This window comes from Azospirillum canadense, assembly GCF_025961225.1.
Lineage (GTDB): Bacteria > Pseudomonadota > Alphaproteobacteria > Azospirillales > Azospirillaceae > Azospirillum > Azospirillum canadense.
Genome location: NZ_JAOQNG010000001.1, coordinates 1,909,926 through 1,927,909, shown reverse-complemented (window position 1 = coordinate 1,927,909; position 17,984 = coordinate 1,909,926). Strand labels below are relative to the sequence as shown.

Genomic DNA, 17,984 nt, shown 5'->3' with positions numbered 1-17,984 from the left:
GCGCCGCCTTGGGAAAAGCGGGGCTGGCCCCGCGGTCGCTTCCATGGCTGCTCCCGTGGCTCATGGGGGCGGCGGCGGTGGTCGGGGTGTCGGCGGCGGCGCTGGGGCTGACCCGGCTCCTGCCGCCGCTGCGGTCGGCCGACGAGAGCTTCCGTGACCTGACCATCGCCTACTTCACGCCGCCGGCGCCGCAGCATCCGGGCGTGGTGCTGATCACGCTGGGGGAGGACCTGTTCTCCACGCTGGCCTGCCGGTCGCCGGTCGACCGCGGGTTCCTCGCCGACCTCGTCGGCAACCTGGAGAAGGCGGGGGTGCGCGCCATCGGGTTGGACATCCTGTTCGACCAGCCGACCGTCCCGGCGCTGGACGACCGGTTGCGCCGGCGCATCCGCGACGCGTCGGTGCCGGTGGTCGGCATCACCGCGCTGGGCGACACGCCGCTGACGGAGGAGCAGCGCCGCTATCTCGGCCGTTTCCTCGACGGCATCCCGAACGGCCACGCCAACCTTGCCAAGGACCGGCTGGACGGCACGGTGCGCTGGCACGTTCCCCGCGCGCCGGATGGCACGCCGAGCTTCCCGGCCCGGCTGGCGATGGTTGCCGGCGCCGCGATCCCGGCGGAGCCCTTCCGCATCGACTGGCTCGCCGGGCCGGGGCCAGGGGCGCCGGCCTTCCCGGCCTTTCCGGCGGACGCCGTGCCGATGTTGCCGCGCGCCTGGCTGGCCGGGCGCATCGCCGTGGTCGGTACCGTCCTAGTCGGGGTGGACCAGCACCGCACACCGCTGGCTGTCGCCGGCCTGTCGACGCCGGGGGTGGAGATCCAGGCCCATGTCCTGGCGCAGTTGCTGGATGGCCGGACCAGCCGCAGCCTGCCGTTGCGCTGGGAGGCGGCGCTGGTCGTGGCGCTCGCCGCCGCGGGCGTGGCGCTGGCTGTGGCGGGCTTGCCGATGTGGCTGCTCGTCTCGGCCAGCCTGCTGATCCTGTTCGCCCTGTGGGCGGCGGGGATCGCGCTGTTCGCCCACGGAGGGCCGCTGGTGGCGTTGATGGCGCCGTCGGGTGCGTGGCTGGGCGGCATCGCGGTGATGACCGCGCATCTGTCGCTGAAGGAGCGGGCCGACCGCGACAGCCTGATGCAGCTGTTCGCCAACCACGTCTCGCAGCCAGTCGCCGACGAGATCTGGCGGGAGCGCGCGACCTTCCTGGCGGGCGGGCGACCGCGCCCGCAGGAGCTGACCGCCACCGTCCTGTTCTCCGACATCGAGGGATTCACCACCGTTTGCGAGGCGCTGGAGCCGGAACCCCTGATCCGCTGGCTGGAAGGCTATCTGGACGCCATGGTCCGCATCGTCGCGGCGCATGATGGAATCGTGCTGCGCTTCATCGGCGACGCGATCCTGGCCGTCTTCGGTGCCCCCGTCGCCCGCACCACGCAGGAGGAGATCGACGCCGACGCCGAACGCGCGGTGCGCTGCGCGCTCCAAATGGGGCGGGAACTGCGCGCGCTGAACCAGCAGTGGCAGGCGGAAGGGTTGCCGCCCATCGGCATTCGCATCGGCATCCACACCGGGCCGCTGGTCGCCGGCAGCCTGGGCGGGCTGCGGCACATGGAATATTCGCTGCTGGGCGACACAGCCAACACCGCGGCGCGGCTGGAGGCGCTGGGCAAGACGGTCGCCAGGCGCAGCTCCACCCACAGCCGCATCGTGATCGGCGACACGACCTGGGCGGCCGTGGACGGCAAGGTGCCGGGGCTTCCCGTCGGGGAGATGGCGCTAAAGGGCAAGCGCAAGGCGGTGCACACCTGGCTGGTCCTGGACGAGGAGGAGCCGCAGGCCGTCCAGCCCGCCAAAGCGGGAGAATAAGACAAGTCCAGCGGACGGCCGTTCCAAGAAGCGGTAGCCCCTTTGTACGTCGCCCGACCCTGTTTTCGGGATTAGGCTGAATGAACGCTTGGACCGAACGATCCGAAAGATTATTCTGCGGTCTTCAGCAACAATAAATCCCGTGGATTGCGGCTGTCCCAGCAAGGAGCCGGCGCGATGACGAACGGACCAATGGCGCAACGCTGGCCGGGCCTGTTCTGGTGGATGGCGCGCGCCTGCCTGGGCATTCTCGTGTTGGTCGGCGTCTCGTTATGCGTGGTGGGCGACGCCGCTGCGCAAAAGGCCGCAACACCGACGGGCGCGCCATCCGGCGCGCCGGAAAAGCGTATCGCGCTGGTCGTCGGCATCGGCAAGTACGAGTTCGCCCCAGAACTGCAGAACCCCCGCAACGACGCCAAGGCGATCGGCGACGCCCTGCGCAAGCTGCAATTCGACGTTGACGAACGCTTCGACGTGGACGGCCGGACGTTCGAGCGCGCGCTGCGCGACTTCGGCATCCGCGCGTCGCAGGCGGACGTGGCGGTGATCTTCTACGCCGGGCACGGTATCCAGGTCGGCGGAAACAACTACATCGTCCCGTCCGACGCCCGGCTGGAGCGCGAGCGCGACCTCGTCTACGAGGCGATGCCTCTGAACCTGATGATGGGTGAGCTGTCGCAGGCCCGCAAGCTGGGCATCCTGATGCTGGACGCCTGCCGCAACAACCCCTTCGTCGACCGTCTGAAGCAGGCCGGGCAGAACCGCGTCCAGGTGAACTACGGCTTCGCCCGCGTCGACGACACGCCCAGCGACACGCTGGTCGCCATGGCCACTCGCGCCGACCAGCTGGCCGAGGACGGGCAGGGCGACCACAGCCCCTACACGGCGGCGCTGCTCCAGCACCTGGAAACGCCGGGGCTGGAGCTGAGCCTGTTCTTCCGCAACGTGCGCGACAGCGTCCGCCAGTCCACCAACGGCCGGCAGGAGCCCTACATCTTCGGCTCGCTCGGCGCCACGCCCTTCTACTTCAACCCGCGCCCGCCGAACCGGCCGCCGGTGCTGGGCGAGCTGAAGCCGGTGGAGATCACCGACCGGGCCGACGCCGAACCGCTGCGCATCGGCCGGCCGACCGACCCGGACGACGACCAGCTCTTCGCCCAAGTGTCCGGCCTGCCGCGCGGCGGCAGCGTGCGCATCGGCGACCGCGTCGTGCTGATCGGCGACTACCTGACCGTGGAGCAGCTGGCCGCCACCAGCTTCAAGCCCGACGCGACCGTCGTCGGCGACGCGGGCAGCTTCGACTTCACGGTGATGGACGGGCGCGGGGGCATCGTGCGCGGCGGCGTGCGCATCGCCATCAAGCCCAGCAACCGGGCGCCCGTGGTGATGGCGGAACGCACGCTGCGCGCCATCCCGAACCCGCTGAACATCGAGCCGCCGGTCGATCCGGATGGCGACGCGCTGACCATCACCGTCACCGCCGTGCCGGAGCGCGGCAAGGTCAAGGACGGCGCCAATCTGATCCGTCCCAGCGACCGGCTGACCCCGGAGAAGCTCAACCGCCTGACCTTCGACCCGGAGGAGGCGCCGCCCGGCCCCGCGGGGGCCTTCGCCTATCTGGTCGAGGACGGCAAGGGCGGCCGCGCCACCGGGACGGTCAAGCTGGAGATCGGCGCGCCGGGCGCCGCCCCGCCGCCGGCGGCGCTGGAGGAGTCCATCTGGCAGATGGTCAAGAACAGCAACGACCCGGCCGATTTCGAAGCTTTCCTGCGGCTGTTCTCCAATGGGTCCTACGCCGGTCTGGCTCGGCAGAAGCTCGGCGCGCTCAACACCGTGGCGAAGAAGAGCGAGCTGCCCGTGGCCGGCACAGAGGTCGCCATGGGGGCACCCCCAAAAGCAGAAGGCAAGCCCGAGGCATCAAAGCCCGAACAGCCGAAGCTGGAGCCGGTGGAAGAGGGCACCTACATCACCGTCGCCGACGCCAACCTGCGCGCCAGCCCGGCGAACAACAGCACGCGGATCGCCAACGTACCGCGCAACACGACGCTGCGGGTCGTGGGGCGCGTGCCGGGGGCCAACTGGTATCAGGTGACGCTGGGCGACGGGTCGCAGGGTTACGTCTTCGCGCCGCTGGTCCATATGACCCCACCGGCCGACCGCACGGAAGCGGCTCCGCCCCCGGCACCGGAAAAGCCGCAGCCGGAGAAGCAGCAGGCCACCGTGACGTTGCCACCTCCCGCGCCGCCGGCGCCCACACCGCCGCCTCCGGCGGAGGAGCAGCAGGTCGCGATGGCGGGAGCGCCGCCGGCGCCGGGCAGCGGGGCGGTGCGCAACCACAGCAAGTCCAACAGCTTCCAGGACTGCCCGGAATGCCCTGTGATGGTGCGCATCCAGCCCGGCAGCTTCTCCATGGGCAGCGACCAGGGTGACCGGTCCGAGAAGCCGGTGCACAAGGTGACCATCGCCAAGTCCTTCGCGCTCGGCGCGTACGAGGTCACGGTGGCGGAGTTCCGCGCCTGCGTGGACGGCGGCGGCTGCCCCAACGGCATGCCACGGATGACCAACCCCAACGACAACACGCCGATCCACAATGTTTCCTGGCAGGAGGCACAGGCCTACGCGAAGTGGCTGGGCCAGAAGACCGGCCAGCGCTACCGCCTGCCGACGGAGGCGGAGTGGGAATACGCCGCGCGCGGCGGCACCACCGGCCGCTATTGGTGGGGCAACGAGCCCGGCGTGCTCGCCAACTGCCAGGACTGCGGCGGCCCGCACGAGCGCCTGACCCCGGCGTCGGTCGGCAGCTACAAGCCGAACCCCTTCGGCCTGCACGACATGAACGGCAGCGTGGCGGAGTGGGTGGCGGACTGCTGGCACCCGGACTACAGCGGCGCCCCGTCCGACGGAAGCGCCTGGGTCACCGGCGACTGCCGCGAGCGCGTTCTGCGCGGTGGTTCCTGGCGCGCCAGCAAGACCGACATAAGCGACACCGCCCGCCTGTTCTACGACGTGGACGTGCGTTACCTGAACAATGGGGTGCGCGTCCTGCGGGAATTAAATTGACGAACGATTGAGGGGGGAGTGGTTGCGCTGAGCCCCCCTCCTAACCTCCCCTCACTTCGCGGGGGGAGGGATTTGGCGCGTGCGCGGCGGAGTTCCCTCCTCCCACGAAGATGGGGGAGGGTTAGGAGGGGGGGCCCAGTGCAACCACTTGTGGGGGCAGTGCAACCACTCACCCATTCGCCTCGGCAATCTCCTCCAACGCCTCGCGATCCAGCAGGGTGATCCGGCCCGACTCCATGGCGATCACGCCATTGCGTTGCCATTCGCCGAGCAGTTTGTTGATGCTCTCGCGCGACACGCCGACCAGACAGCCAAGCTGCTGCTGCGACAGCTTGATGTCCAGTTTCAGGCCGTTGGGGGCGGGCTTGCCGAAGACCTCGGCCAGGCGCATCAGCGCGCGGGCGAAGCGGGAGGAGGCCTCCAGGAACAGGGTGTCCTCCAGATGTTCGCTGGTCTGGCGCAGGCGCTTGCACAGAACGGTGATCAGCTGGAGCGCCACGGCTGGCCGCTCGTTCAGCAGCGGGATGAACTTGGAACGGTCGAGCACGAGCAGGTCGGTCTCCTCCAGCGCCACGGCGTCGGCCGTGCGCGGCTCTCCGTCCAGCAGGGCGATCTCGCCGAACAGGCCGCCCTTGTTGATGATGTTCAGCACCAGCTCCTTCCCGTCGGTGGAGTGGGAGCAGATCTTCACCCGTCCGCGGATCACCGCCATCATGCTGTCGCCGGGGTCGCCCTTCTGGAAGATGATCGCGCCGGGCCGGTGGTAGGTGAGGCGGGCGCTGGCGGCCAGCCGCTGCAACTCCGGCTTTTCCAGATGCTTCAGGAGGAAGTGCCCGGCCAGCACGAGTTCCTTGTCGAACGCAATCCGAACCGCCGTCATCCTTGTCCCCCGCGCCTGGGTTGCAGCCCGTCCATACTACAAGCGTCCGCGCTTCCTTCCGCGACGCCAGAGGCGTTAACGCGCCAGCCCCCGGCACCCCGATTGAACGGGGAAGGGCTTGATGCGGCGTTTGTGAGCGCCTGCACAGCGCACCCCGTCGACTTTGCGTACCGTCCGGGCCATCCCCGATGGAGATCCCGCGATGCGCGCCCTGCTGACCGTCCTGCTTCTGATGCTGGCTCTGCCGTGCGCGGCTGAAACGGCCAGCATCGCGCCGGTGCCGGCCCCGCCCGCGGGCGACGACGCGGGCCTGACGGGCTCGCTGGCCGTGACCATGGAAGGCGGGTGGGAGGGCGGGCGGGTCCGCATGGCCCTGACCGGTGTCATCACGCAGGAGGTTGCCGTCGCCTTCATCGCCGCGCTGGACGCCGCCCCGACGGGACGCGCCGTGCTGGTGGAATTGGACAGCCCCGGCGGCTTCGTGAAGGCCGGCTACGCCATGATCGACGCGGTGCTGCGCCACCGTGCGGATGGGCGGCGGGTCGACACGCTGGTGCACGCCGGTGCTTCGTGCGAGAGCATGTGTGTCGGCGTCTTCATGGCCGGCGCCACCCGTGCGGCGGAGCCCGGGGCCTGGTTCATGGTGCACGCCCCGCGCGACGACCGGACCGGAACGATGACCCTGCGGACGACGCAGGGGATGATCAACCGCCTGCTCGGGCTCGGCGCCTCCGCCGCCTGGATGCGCGCGGTGGTGGAGCAGGGCGGCTTCTCCGGCCGGGTGGACTACGGCCTGCGGGCCGACGCGCTGGTGGCGGTGCAGGCGAACGTCGTGACCACGTTGGTCGCGGCGCCCTGACGAAGGGGCGCCCTGACAAAAGGTCGCTATAGCCCCGTAACCAAAGGTGAAACTTGTCCCGTCCATAAGTTCGTGCCTACCATTGTTCGTAAGGCGTTCAGATTGAAGCGCCGTGAGAACGAATGGGAGGACACGACCGTGGACGACAGCGCACCGTCCGCCGAACTCGCCAAGCGCCGGGCGAATTTCGTTCCGCTCACCCCGCTCGACTTCCTCCGCCGGTCGGCGATGGTCTATCCGGACAAGACCGCCGTGGTGTACGGCCCCCTGCGCCGCAGCTGGGCGGAGGTGGAGCGGCGCGCCCGCGCGCTCGCCTCGGCCATCGCCGCGACCGGCATCCAGCCCGGCGAGGTGGTCTCCGTCCTGGCATTCAACACGCCCGCGATGCTGGAGGCGCATTACGGCGTGCCCGGCGCCGGGGCGGTGCTGAACGCCATCAACACCCGCCTGGACGCCCCGACCGTCGCCTTTATCCTGGAACACGCGGAGAGCCGCCTGCTGCTGGTCGACCGCGGCCTGTCCGCTGTTGCCCGCGCCGCCCTGGAGAGGCTGGCGAACCCGCCGCGCGTGGTGTGGATCGACGACCCGCACGCGCAAACCGTCGATCCGGTCGGCGATACGGAGTACGAGGATTTCCTGGCCACCGGCGATCCCGCCCAGCCCTGGCGCACGCCGGAGGACGAGTGGGAGTCGATCGCGCTGAACTACACGTCGGGCACCACCGGCAATCCGAAGGGCGTCGTCTACCACCACCGCGGCGCCCACCTGAACGCACTGGGCAACGTGATCACCTTCGGGCTCCGGCCGGACAGCGTCTATCTGTGGACGCTGCCGATGTTCCACTGCAACGGCTGGACCTACCCCTGGGCGGTGACGGCGGTGGGCGCCACGCACGTCTGCCTGCGCACCGTGGATCCGGCGGAAATCTTCCGCCTGATCGCGGAGGAGAAGGTCACCCACCTCTGCGGCGCGCCCGTGGTGCTGACCATGCTGATCCACGCGCCGGACGCGGTGAAGCGCCGTTTCGAGCACGGCCCGGTGCAGGTCGCCACCGGCGGCGCGGCGCCGCCCAGCGCGGTGATCGCGGGCATGGAGCGGATGGGCTTCCGCCTGACGCACCTCTACGGCATGACGGAATGCTACGGCCCATCCACCGGCTGTGCCTGGCAGGAGGACTGGGCCGACCTGCCGCTGGAGGAGCGGGCGGTGAAGATGGCGCGCCAAGGCGTGCCGAACGTCACCATGTCGGAGCAGACCGTGCTGGATCCGGACACCGGCCGCGAGGTGCCCGCCGACGGCGAGACGCTGGGCGAGCTGGCCCTGCGCGGCAACACGGTGATGAAGGGATACCTGAAGAACCCGGCGGCGACCGACGAGGCGCTACGCGACGGCTGGCTGCACACCGGCGACCTCGCCGTGCTGCACCCCGACCGTTATGTGGAGATCAAGGACCGGGCCAAGGACATCATCATCAGCGGCGGCGAGAACATCGCCTCGCTGGAGGTGGAGGAGGTGCTCTACAAGCATCCCCACGTCATGGAGGCCGCGGTCGTCGCCCGCCCCGACGCGAAGTGGGGGGAGACCCCCTGCGCCTTCGTCACGCTGAAGCCCGGATCGGAGGGGCTGGTGACCGAGGCGGACATCGTCGCCTTTTGCCGCGACAATCTCGCCCACTACAAAATCCCGCGCATGGTGGTGTTCGGCGCCCTGCCGAAGACCTCCACGGGGAAAATCCAGAAGTTCGTCCTGCGCGACCAGGCGAAGGGGCTGTGATCGGAGTGGTCGCCTTGGGCACATTCTGAACCAACAAAAACATTTCCGAGAGGACCGAACCCGATGGACTTCTCCCTGCCGCCGCACGTCGACGACTACCGCCGCCGCGTGCGCGCCTTCGTCGAGGAGCGCATTCTACCGCTGGAGGCCGACCCGGCCTCCTACGATGAGCACGAGAACATCGCGCCGGCCGTGCTGGAGCGCGTGCGCGCCGAGGTGAAGGCCGCCGGCCTGTGGGCGCCGCAGATGCCGACGGAGCGCGGCGGGCAGGGGCTGGGCATCGTCGGCATGGCGGCGAGCTACGAGGAGATGAACCGCTCCATCTTCGGGCCGGTCTGCTTCAACTGCGCCGCCCCCGACGACGGCAACATGCAGCTGCTGAACAAGGTGGCGACCGAAGCGCAGAAGGAGCGCTGGCTTCAGCCGATCGTCGACGGAAAGGTCCGCTCCGCCTTCGCGATGACGGAACCGCACCCCGGCGGCGGGTCCGACCCGTCGATGATGAAGACCAGGGCGGAGCGCAAGGGCGACCGCTGGGTGATTTCCGGCCACAAGTGGTTCATCACCGGGGCCGGAGAGGCGCAGCACTTCATCCTGATGGCGCGCACGTCGGACGACAAGCGCAAGGGGCTGACCGCCTTCCTGTTCGACAAGGACCAGCCGGGCTGGGAGATCATGCGTCGCATTCCGATCCTGGGGCCGGAGGAGCACGGCGGCCATTGCGAGCTGCGCTTCCACGAGTTGGAGGTGCCCGACGAGAACGTCCTGATGAACGTCGGCGACGGGCTTAAGGCGACGCAGATTCGCCTGGGCCCCGCGCGGCTGACCCATTGCATGCGCTGGACCGGCCTGTCCAAGCGCGCTATGGAGATCGCCGCGGCCTATGTGCGGGAGCGGGAGAGCTTCGGCTCCGCGCTGGCCGAGCATGAGGGCGTGCAGTGGATGCTGGGCGATGTCGCCATGCAGATCGAGATCGGGCGCTTGCTGATCATGAAGGCGGCGTGGCAGCTCGACCGCGGAAACTTCGGGCGGAAGGAGGTGTCGATGGCCAAGGTCCACGTCGCCGACACGCTGCACAAGGCGGTGGACTCCGCCATCCAGCTGTGCGGCGCGAAAGGCTATTCCAAGGACACGCCGCTCGAATGGATGTACCGCTACGCGCGCCAGGCCCGTCTGGTTGACGGCGCGTCGGAGGTCCACAAGATGGTCCTGTCACGCTTCTACATGGACGAAGGCGACGGCTTCTGGAATTGGGGCTGAGGGTCGGGGGCTGATATGGCTGCATTGATCGACGACACCGGCCGGCCGCGGCTTGAGGCTTGGCTGGCCGAGGCCACCGGCGCCACGCGCGTGTCCGTCGCCGACGAAGGGCGGCTCGGCGGCGGGGCCATTTCCCTCAACCTCGCGGTGACGCTCGACGTTGACGGCGGGCCGCGGGCTGGTCGGCACGCCTGCGTGCTGCGCGCGCAATCGGCGGCCGGGATTCAGGCCAGCATCTCCAAGGGCCAGGAGTTCGCGGTCCTGCGCGCGGCGTTCGACGCGGGCGTGGCGGCGCCGGAGCCTATCGCCGCCTGCGCCGACCCGGACGTGCTGGGGGTGGAGTTCTACGTGATGCGCCGTGCGGACGGCGTCGGCGCCGGCCACAAGGTGGTGAAGTCCGGCCAGCCGCAGCGCGACCTGGCGCGGGAGCTTGGCCGGCAGCTCGGCCGGCTGCACCGGGCGGGGCCGGATACGCCGGGCCTGGGCGACCTGCCCGTGCCGAACCCGTGCCCGGCACTCGACGCCGTGCACGCCTACAAGGCGTGGATGGGCGCCGCCGCCACGTGCGACCCGGTGCTGGCCTGGGGCCTGCGTTGGCTGGAGGTCAACGCCCCTCCGCCGGGCGAGCTGGTGCTGTGCCACCGCGACTTCCGCACTGGCAATTACCTGGTCAAGGATGGCCAGCTGACCGCGATCCTCGACTGGGAGTTCGCGGGGTTCAGCGACCCCATGGAGGATCTGGCGTGGTTCTGCGCCCGCTCCTGGCGGTTCGGCCGCAACGACCGCGAGGCCGGCGGCATCGCGGACCGGGCCGACTTCTACGCCGGCTATGAGGAGACGTCCGGCCGTCAGGTCGACGCCCAAGCGGTCGCCTATTGGGAAACGTCGGCCTACGTCCGCTGGGCGGCCGTCGCCATCCTCCAGGCGCGCCGCCACACCTCGGGCGAGGAGCCGTCGCTGGAGCTGGCATTGACCGGCCGCATGCTGCCGGAGATCGAGCTGGACCTGCTGCGCCACCTGAAGGCGATCGGCACCATGACCACCGAAGCGGGAGTCGGTTGATGCGCACGAGCCCGGACGCCCGCGAACTGCTGGCCATCTCCCTGAAGACCTTCCGCGAGGAACTGCTGCCGCACATTCCGCCGGCCCAGCGCTACACCGCCTTGATGATCGCCAACGCGCTGGGCATCGTGGAGCGCGAGATGGCCGGCCTGGACGAGGCCGGCCACACCATGCTGGGCGCGCTCGCCCTGCTCTACGGCGAGGACGCGGACAACAGCCTGTCCGGCGAGGACCTGCGCGAGCGGGTGCACGGCCTGCAGCACCGGCTGTGCATCGAAATCGCCGCCGGCGACTTCGACCATGAAAGCCAGGACACGCTGATGGAGTGCCTGGAGGAGATCGTCGAGGCCCGCCTGAGCATCGACAACCCGAAGGCGCTGAAGCCGTGAGCTTCACGCCGCTGGAAGGCACGCGCCGCCGCCGTCGCGTCTACCTGATGCGCCACGGCAAGGTCGCCTATTTCGACGAGGCCGGCCAGCCGCTGAACCCCAAGCTCGCCGGCCTGACGGAGGAGGGGCGGGCGCAGGCCCACGCGGCGGGGCAGGCGCTGGGGGCGGTGCCGCTCGACCGCGTGCTGTGCTCCGGCCTGCCGCGAACCCGCCAGACGGCGGAGCTGGCGGTGGAGGGGCTTGGCTTGGCCGTGGAGGACGCGCCGGGCTTCCTGGAGATCCGCGCCGGGCGTTACCGCCTGATCCCCCGCGAGGAGCGCGAGGCCGCCTACGTCTACGGCTTCGAAGCGGCGACCGCGCCGGGCGCCCGCTTCGCCGGCGGGGACGCCTTCGCGGAGGTGCAGGCGCGCGTCGTCGCGTCCCTGGAAGCGCTGCTGGCCGAACCCGGCTGGACGCGCCTTCTGCTGGTCGCGCACGACGGGGTGAACCGGCTGCTGCTGTCCTGGGCCTGCGGCGCCGGGCTGGGCGCGCTCGGCGTGTTCGAGCAGGACTATGCGGCGCTGAACGTTCTGGATTTCGACGTGGAGGATGGGCGGGTGGTGCGCCGCCTGATCCGCACGACCAACGTCACGCCGTGGAACTTCGTGAAAGCCGGCTGCCACGACACCAGCTTGGAGGAGGTGTTTCGGCCGTTGTTGGTGTTGGAGTGAGGTTGGGTGGTGATTTGCTTGTGGGAGGTGGTTGCGCTGGGCCCCCACGCGTTGTCGCTTTGGGCCCACACCCTAACCCTCCCCCATCTTCGACGGGGGAGGGAACTTTGCCGCTCCGCGACCAAAGCCCCTCCCCCGCGAAGTGGGGGAGGATGGGTGGGGGCCCAAAGCGACCACCTCCCCACAACCTCCCACCCACCCACCCTCACTCCGCGATCGGCTCGTAGAACTCCGGGCCGAAATCCGCCGCTTGGCGGCTGGTCACGTTGAAGGGCTTTTTCAGGCCGCCGCGGAAGTAACGCTTCACCAAGTCCTGCCAAGTGTCCACCGGGTCCGTGCCGCGCTTGGCGCAGAGGTGGCCGAACCAGCGGCGGCCGGCGGCGACGTGGGTGATCTCCTCGTCGTGGATGGTCTGGAGCAGGGCGGCGCTGTCTTCGTCGCCGAACTCGCGCAGGCGGCGGACGGTGTCGGGGGTGACGTCCAGGCCGCGGGCTTCTAGCACCATGGGCACCACGGCCAGCCGGGCGGCGAGGTCGTGGGCTGTGGTGGTGGCCGCCTGCCAGAGGCCGTCGTGGGCCGGCAGCTCGCCATAGCCGGAGCCCATCTGGTTCAGCCGCTCCTCCAGCATCTGGAAATGCCGGGCCTCGTCGTCGGCGACCTGGACCCAGTCGTCGGTGAAGCCCTTGGGCATGCCCTCCCCCACGAAGCGGCTGACGAGGTCCCAGGCGAGGTCGATGGCGTTCAGCTCGATGTGGGCCAGCGCGTGCAGCAGGGCGACGCGGTTCTGCGCGCTGCCGCCACGCCCGCGCTTGGGCATGTCGCGGGGCAGCATCAGCGGCGGCCGCTCCGGGCGGGCGGGGCGCTCCGGCGGGACGGCGGTGCCGAAATCGGAGATGCGGCCGTCGCGCCAAGCGGCGGCGTAGTCTCGCGTCAGGCGCACCTTCTCCAGCGGCGCCGCGGTGGTCAGCACCGCGACGGCCGCGTCGCACAGCGTGGTCACGATAGGCTCCTTATGGGCCGGGCCCTTACCAGCCGTAGGCGATGAAGTTGGGGTTGAGGATGTCGGCCTTGCCGTAGACGAGGGGCGAGCCGTCCGACTGCTCCACCCGGCCGCCGGCGCCGATCAGCACGGCGTGGCCGGCGGCGGTGTCCCACTCGCTGGTCGGGCCGAAGCGGGGGTAAAGGTCGGCCTTGCCCATGGCGACGGTGCAGAACTTTAGGGAGCTGCCGCAGCTGACCCGGTCCTTCACGGTGTAGCGGGACAGGAACCCCTCGATCTCGCCGCCGCTGCCGTGCGAGCGGCTGGCGACCACGGTCAGGCCCTCGGCGGGCGGCTTGCGGACCTGGATGGGGTAGTCGTGGCGGCCTTCCACCCAATGCACGGCGGTGCCCGGCCCGGCCGCGGCGAAGAGGTCGCCGGTCGCTGGGGCGTAGACCACGCCCAGAACGGGTTTGCCGTCCTCGATCAGGGCGATGTTGACCGTGAACTCCCCGTTGCGGCTGATGAACTCCTTGGTGCCGTCCAGCGGATCGACCAGCCAGAAGCGCCCGCCGGAGATGTCCGGCTTGTGCCCCGCGGCCACGGCCTCCTCTGCCACCACCGGCACGCCGGGGGCGATGTGGTGCAGGGCGGGGGTGATGACGTGCTCCGCAGCCAGGTCGGCCTGGGTGACCGGGCTGCCATCGACCTTGGTGGCGGCGTCGATGCCGCCGTTGTAGAAGCGCAGGATCACCTGACCGGCTTCGTGCGCGATGGTCCGCACCTTGGGCAGCAGGCTCGCCACGGCGGCGTCGGTCATGGATGGAACTCCGTAGGGCAAAGTCGAACGACCACCATAGCGCGCCCGACCCGCGGGCTGGAAGTGCCGGAAAGGGCTGGGACGAAAGGAGAATGCGGATGATGACGGGCTGGCGGGCGATGGAACCCGCGGACCTGGACCGGGTGATGGCGATCGCGGAGGTGGTCCACCCCGACTACCCGGAGGAGCGCGCGGTCTTCGCGGAGCGGCTGGCGCTGTTCCCGGACGGCTGCCTGATGGCACTGGCGGACGGGGGCGCGAACGGCGCCCCGGTCGGCTACGCGGTCATGCATCCGGGCCGGTTGGGCGCGCCGCCGCCGCTCGATTCGCCGTTGGGCGGCCTGCCGGAGGGGGCCGACTGCCTCTACCTGCACGACGTGGCGCTGCTGCCTTCGGCGCGCGGGCTGGGGTTGGGCGTCTCAATGATGGAGCGCATGGAGGGGATCGCCGCCGGGCGCGGGTTCGGCTGGCTGGCCCTGACCTCGACGCCGAAGGCGCGGGCCTTTTGGGACAGGAACGGCTTCGTCGCCTATGACGGCGGGCCGGCGCTGGCCGCGAAGCTTGCCTCCTACGGCGGCGGCATGGCCTACATGACGCGCCGGGTGCTCGGATCGGTATCCTGACGGGGGCGTTCAGGCCGGTTCGTAGGCCGTGTCGGTGCGCGCCACCAGGGCCTCCAGCGCCGGCTTGGCGAACAGGTATCCCTGCATCAGCGTGATGCCCAGGTCGCGCAGTGCCCGCGCCTCGCCGGCGGTTTCCACGCCTTCCGCAACCGGAGTGATGCCAAGGTCGTTGCACACCGTCAGGATGGCCCCGACGATGCTGCGCCGCGTGCGGTCGGTATCGATGTTGCGGGTCAGTTCCATATCCAGCTTCAGGATGTCCGGCTGGAACTCCGCCAGCAGGTTCAGGCCGGAGTAGCCGGCGCCGAAATCGTCGATTGCCGTCAGGAAACCCTGGCGCTTGTACTCCGTGAAGATGCTCTGGAGATGGGCGCGGTCGACCACCCGCTCGTTCTCGGTCACCTCGAAGATGATGCGGTCCGGTGGGAAGCCGGTGCGGGCGGCGGCGGCCAGCGTCGCCCGGATGCAAGTCTCCGCCTCGTAGACGGCGTTCGGCAGGAAGTTGATCGACAGCTTCGCGTCGCGCAGGCCCAGGCTGGAGGCCAACTCGATCGCCTTGACCCGGCAGCTCTGGTCGAAGGCGTAGCGGGTTTCGTCGGTCACCTGGCCGAGGACCCAGCCGGCGCCCTGGCCCGCGGTGCCGCGGACCAGGGCCTCGTGGGCCCAGGGAGCGCCGGTGTCGGCGTCCACGATGGGCTGGAACGCCATGGTGAAGTCGAACCCGACCACCTCGGCGCACCGCCCGCCGCATCCCTTGCCCTGTTTCGCCGACGCCATCACCGCTTCCTTCGTTTGACTACAAACAGGAAATGAAATTGCGGAGACTTTGCATCAATTGCTATCTGTCCGAGGTGTGACATTGCGACCAAAATCGGCCTATGACCGAATCGGCTACTCCGCCGCCTGCCTTAGGCTGTGCTCCTGAATGGCCTGCCAGACGGCCTGCGGGGTGGCCGGCATGTCGATGTGGGTGATGCCGTACTCCGACAGGGCGTCGACCAGCGCGTTGATGACCGCGGGCGGCGCGCCGATGGCCCCGGCCTCGCCCGCGCCCTTCATGCCCAGCGCGTTGGTCGTGCTGGGCACGCAGTTCAGCTTCACCTGGATCGGCGGGATGTCCAGCGCGCGCGGCAGCTGGTAGTCCATGAAGGACCCGGTGAGCAGCTGCCCGCTCTCCGGATCGAACACCACCCGCTCCTGCAAGGCCTGGCCGATGCCCTGGGCGACGCCGCCGTGCACTTGGCCGATGACCAGCAGCGGGTTCACGACCGTGCCGAAATCGTCCACGACGCTGTAGCCGACCACCTCCACAACGCCGGTGTCGGGATCGACCTCCACCTCCGCCACGTGGCAACCGTTGGGGAAGGTGCTGGCCGGTGGGGTCCAGCGGGCGACTTCGCTGAAGGCGATTCCGCCGTCTGCCGCCGCCTTGGCCGCCACCTCCTTGAAGGTGACGCTGCGGTCGGTGCCGACGACGCTGAACAGGCCGTCCTTGAATTCCACGTCGACCGCGGCGGTTTCCAGCAGGTCGGCGGCCACCTCGCTCGCCTTGGAGACGACGCGCGCCGCCCCTTCCGCCAGCGCCGAGCCGCCAACCGGGACGGAGCGGGAGCCACCGGTGCCCGCACCCCAGCTGACGCGGTCGGTGTCGCCCTGCACGACCTCGATGTCCTCCGGCGGAACGCCCAGCCGGTCGGCGAGGATCTGTTTGTAGGCGGTTTCGTGCCCCTGGCCGTTGGTCTGGGTGCCGATCATCAGGACGATGCGGCCGTCGCCATTGACCTGCACGGTCGCCTGCTCCGCCCCGCCGCCCGAGCAGGCCTCGATGTAGGTGGCGAGCCCGGCGCCGCGCAGCTTGCCGCGCGCCTTGGCCTCCGCCTTGCGGGCGGGCAGGCTGGCGAGGTCGGCCAACGCCAACCCGTCCTCCAGATTCTGGCGGAAGTCGCCGGTGTCGTAGGTCTGCCCCATCGGCGTGGCGTAGGGCATGGATGCCACGGGGATGAAGTTGCGGCGGCGGATTTCCGCCGGGCCGAGCCCGGTCTCGCGACCCGCGTGGTCGATCAGCCGTTCCAGCAGGTAGGCGGCCTCCGGCCGGCCGGCGCCGCGGTAGGCGTCCACCGGCTGGGTGTTGGTGAAGACGCCCTTCACGCGCACATAGACCGCCGGCGTGATGTAGGAGCCGACCAGCATCGCCGATCCCGCGTCCGTCGGGATGAAGGGCCCGTAGTTGGACAGGTAGGCGCCGAGGTTGGCGACGGTGTCCACGCGCAGGCCCAGGAAGCGCCCGTCGGCGTCCAGCGCCAGCCGGGCGCGGCTGACATGGTCGCGCCCGTGGTCGTCGCTGAGGAAGCCCTCCGTCCGCTCCGCCGCCCACTTCACGGGGCGCTTCAGCCGGCGCGCGGCGAACAGGCAGACGACGTATTCCGGGTAGTTGAACAGCTTCATTCCGAAGCCGCCGCCGACGTCGGTGGTGACGACGCGGAACGCCTTTTCCGGCAGCCTGAACAGATTGGCGAACTGGCTGCGCAGCCCGTGCACGCCCTGGCTGGTCACGTAGATCACCAGCCGCCCGGTCTCCGCCTCCACGTCGGCGACGCAGGCGCGGCCTTCCATGGGGTTGGCGACGACGCGGTTGTTGACGATCTGAAGCTCCACGACGCGGGCGGCCTTGGACAGCGCCGCCTCCACCGCGGCCTCCTCGCCTTGCTCCCAGTCGAAGCAGAGATTGCCCGGCGCCTCGTCCCAGACCAGCGGCCGGCCGGGCTCCAGCGCCTCCGCCGTGCCGGTGACGGAGGGCAGGTCGTCGTAGTCGACCATCACCAGCTCCGCCGCGTCGCGGGCGGCCTCCGGCGTTTCCGCCACCACCACGGCAACCGGGTCGCCGACGTGCCGCACCCGCCCCTTGGCCAGCGCCGGGCGCGGTGGCGCCACGTAGTCGGAGCCGTCGCGCTGCTTCAGCGCGGCGTTGCAGGGGATCGGGCCGATGCCCTCCGCCTCCAGGTCGTCTCCGGTGAAGACGCCCAGCACACCCGGCTGGCCCGCCGCGTCCGCGCTGTCGATGCCGCGGATCGCGGCGTGCGCGTAGGGGGAGCGGACGAAGGCCGCGAAGGTCTGGCCGGGGAGCGACACATCGTCGGTGTAGCGCCCGCCTCCGGTCAGAAGGCGCGCGTCTTCGGTGCGGGGGACCGGCTGGCCGATGCCGAACTTCATCATGGGGCTGGCTCTTTCCTTTGCCGCGGGCGGGCCGTTTTGTGTGGCCTAGGCACGGTAAGGTAGGGGGAAGGCGCGGCTCCGGGAAGTCCCCTTCGAGGCGGTGACGCGCCCCGCCACGCTCACGCCGGCCAATGGAGCGGGCGTTACACCGGCGCGAACAGGTCGAAGCCCAGCGCCTGCTGCACCATGCCGCTCACCGACTCCAACACCGCCTTGATGGCCGCCTGGACGGCGATCTCGATCAACTGCGCCTCGGCGATCAGGGTGTTCTGCAGCGAGGACAGCTGCATGCCGAACAGCAGCTTGGCCGCCTCCGGCGTGTAGGCCGGGGGGACCTGGGCAAGGTCGGATTCGATGCCGGCGATGGTCTGCGCGATCTGCCGGAACTCCGTCGCGGCGTAGTCGGAGGCGCGCGCCCAGTTGTCGCCGAAGGCGCCGGCGCCGGCCGACAGCATCTGCTGCACGAGGGTGTCGACATTGAGTGCCATGGTCGG

At 70.1% G+C, this 17,984-nt stretch carries 15 protein-coding genes; 9 read left to right on the top strand and 6 right to left on the bottom strand.

Annotated features, from left to right (window positions below; translation table 11 throughout):
- Positions 1-8: 8 nt before the first annotated feature.
- The gene (locus tag M2351_RS09190; protein ID WP_264655790.1) at positions 9-1,862 is read left to right on the top strand and encodes an adenylate/guanylate cyclase domain-containing protein; all 1,854 of its coding nucleotides are present in this window, start codon (positions 9-11) and stop codon (positions 1,860-1,862) included.
- A gap of 177 nt (positions 1,863-2,039) precedes the next feature.
- Complete coding sequence (locus M2351_RS09185) at positions 2,040-4,922, top strand: SUMF1/EgtB/PvdO family nonheme iron enzyme (protein WP_264655789.1); 2,883 nt, start codon at positions 2,040-2,042, stop codon at positions 4,920-4,922.
- 169 nt (positions 4,923-5,091) lie between these two features.
- Here M2351_RS09185 and M2351_RS09180 read toward each other — a convergent pair whose 3' ends face one another.
- Positions 5,092-5,802 carry a Crp/Fnr family transcriptional regulator gene (locus M2351_RS09180; protein ID WP_264655788.1) on the bottom strand — a complete coding sequence of 237 codons (711 nt, stop codon included), beginning with the start codon at positions 5,800-5,802 and terminating at the stop codon, positions 5,092-5,094.
- Positions 5,803-6,004: 202 nt separating this feature from the next.
- Between M2351_RS09180 and M2351_RS09175 the strand changes: the two genes are divergently transcribed.
- The 6 genes from M2351_RS09175 (at position 6,005) to M2351_RS09150 (ending at position 11,855) form a co-directional block, all read left to right on the top strand.
- Positions 6,005-6,661, top strand: a complete 657-nt coding sequence (locus M2351_RS09175) for an ATP-dependent Clp protease proteolytic subunit (protein ID WP_264655787.1) — start codon at positions 6,005-6,007, stop codon at positions 6,659-6,661.
- A gap of 138 nt (positions 6,662-6,799) precedes the next feature.
- Positions 6,800-8,434, top strand: coding sequence for an acyl-CoA synthetase (locus M2351_RS09170; RefSeq protein ID WP_264655786.1), 1,635 nt, complete (start codon positions 6,800-6,802; stop codon positions 8,432-8,434).
- A 63-nt stretch (positions 8,435-8,497) separates the two neighbouring features.
- The gene (locus M2351_RS09165; protein ID WP_264655785.1) at positions 8,498-9,694 is read left to right on the top strand and encodes an acyl-CoA dehydrogenase family protein; all 1,197 of its coding nucleotides are present in this window, start codon (positions 8,498-8,500) and stop codon (positions 9,692-9,694) included.
- A 15-nt stretch (positions 9,695-9,709) separates the two neighbouring features.
- Positions 9,710-10,756 carry a phosphotransferase family protein gene (locus tag M2351_RS09160; RefSeq protein ID WP_264655784.1) on the top strand — a complete coding sequence of 349 codons (1,047 nt, stop codon included), beginning with the start codon at positions 9,710-9,712 and terminating at the stop codon, positions 10,754-10,756.
- Entirely contained in the window at positions 10,756-11,145 is a 390-nt protein-coding gene (locus tag M2351_RS09155) for a DUF6285 domain-containing protein (RefSeq protein ID WP_264655783.1), read from the top strand. Before M2351_RS09160 ends, M2351_RS09155 begins: the two co-directional genes overlap by 1 nt.
- Positions 11,142-11,855 carry a histidine phosphatase family protein gene (locus M2351_RS09150; protein ID WP_264655782.1) on the top strand — a complete coding sequence of 238 codons (714 nt, stop codon included), beginning with the start codon at positions 11,142-11,144 and terminating at the stop codon, positions 11,853-11,855. The genes M2351_RS09155 and M2351_RS09150 overlap by 4 nt, the downstream gene beginning before the upstream one ends.
- 205 nt (positions 11,856-12,060) lie before the next feature.
- On the opposite strand, the gene M2351_RS09145 is transcribed toward M2351_RS09150, so the two are convergent.
- Complete coding sequence (locus M2351_RS09145; RefSeq protein WP_264656857.1) at positions 12,061-12,858, bottom strand: ferritin-like domain-containing protein; 798 nt, start codon at positions 12,856-12,858, stop codon at positions 12,061-12,063.
- A gap of 22 nt (positions 12,859-12,880) precedes the next feature.
- Positions 12,881-13,654 (bottom strand): 3'(2'),5'-bisphosphate nucleotidase CysQ, encoded by a 774-nt coding sequence (gene cysQ, locus M2351_RS09140; protein WP_264655781.1) that lies wholly within the window; start codon positions 13,652-13,654, stop codon positions 12,881-12,883.
- A gap of 98 nt (positions 13,655-13,752) precedes the next feature.
- Here cysQ and M2351_RS09135 point away from each other — a divergent pair, with 98 nt between their 5' ends.
- On the top strand, positions 13,753-14,277 hold the full coding sequence (locus M2351_RS09135; protein WP_264655780.1) for a GNAT family N-acetyltransferase: 525 nt from the start codon (positions 13,753-13,755) through the stop codon (positions 14,275-14,277).
- Positions 14,278-14,286: 9 nt separating this feature from the next.
- Here the strand turns inward: M2351_RS09135 and M2351_RS09130 are convergent, their stop codons facing one another.
- The 3 genes from M2351_RS09130 to M2351_RS09120 all read right to left on the bottom strand — a co-directional run bounded on the left by M2351_RS09130 (position 14,287) and on the right by M2351_RS09120 (position 17,978).
- Positions 14,287-15,054 carry an EAL domain-containing protein gene (locus M2351_RS09130; RefSeq protein WP_264655779.1) on the bottom strand — a complete coding sequence of 256 codons (768 nt, stop codon included), beginning with the start codon at positions 15,052-15,054 and terminating at the stop codon, positions 14,287-14,289.
- A gap of 114 nt (positions 15,055-15,168) precedes the next feature.
- On the bottom strand, positions 15,169-17,487 hold the full coding sequence (locus M2351_RS09125; protein WP_264656856.1) for a xanthine dehydrogenase family protein molybdopterin-binding subunit: 2,319 nt from the start codon (positions 17,485-17,487) through the stop codon (positions 15,169-15,171).
- 146 nt (positions 17,488-17,633) lie between these two features.
- Positions 17,634-17,978, bottom strand: a complete 345-nt coding sequence (locus M2351_RS09120) for a hypothetical protein (RefSeq protein ID WP_264655778.1) — start codon at positions 17,976-17,978, stop codon at positions 17,634-17,636.
- Positions 17,979-17,984 lie beyond the last annotated feature (6 nt).

Excerpts from the sequence above, each read along its gene's own strand:
- M2351_RS09185 (WP_264655789.1), top strand. The coding sequence starts at position 2,040 with ATGACGAACGGACCAATGGCGCAACGCTGGCCGGGCCTGTTCTGGTGG.
- M2351_RS09180 (WP_264655788.1), bottom strand. The coding sequence starts at position 5,802 with ATGACGGCGGTTCGGATTGCGTTCGACAAGGAACTCGTGCTGGCCGGG.
- M2351_RS09175 (WP_264655787.1), top strand. The coding sequence starts at position 6,005 with ATGCGCGCCCTGCTGACCGTCCTGCTTCTGATGCTGGCTCTGCCGTGC.
- M2351_RS09165 (WP_264655785.1), top strand. The coding sequence starts at position 8,498 with ATGGACTTCTCCCTGCCGCCGCACGTCGACGACTACCGCCGCCGCGTG.
- M2351_RS09160 (WP_264655784.1), top strand. The coding sequence starts at position 9,710 with ATGGCTGCATTGATCGACGACACCGGCCGGCCGCGGCTTGAGGCTTGG.
- M2351_RS09155 (WP_264655783.1), top strand. The coding sequence starts at position 10,756 with ATGCGCACGAGCCCGGACGCCCGCGAACTGCTGGCCATCTCCCTGAAG.
- cysQ (WP_264655781.1), bottom strand. The coding sequence starts at position 13,654 with ATGACCGACGCCGCCGTGGCGAGCCTGCTGCCCAAGGTGCGGACCATC.
- M2351_RS09135 (WP_264655780.1), top strand. The coding sequence starts at position 13,753 with ATGATGACGGGCTGGCGGGCGATGGAACCCGCGGACCTGGACCGGGTG.
- M2351_RS09130 (WP_264655779.1), bottom strand. The coding sequence starts at position 15,054 with ATGGCGTCGGCGAAACAGGGCAAGGGATGCGGCGGGCGGTGCGCCGAG.
- M2351_RS09125 (WP_264656856.1), bottom strand. The coding sequence starts at position 17,487 with ATGAAGTTCGGCATCGGCCAGCCGGTCCCCCGCACCGAAGACGCGCGC.
- M2351_RS09120 (WP_264655778.1), bottom strand. The coding sequence starts at position 17,978 with ATGGCACTCAATGTCGACACCCTCGTGCAGCAGATGCTGTCGGCCGGC.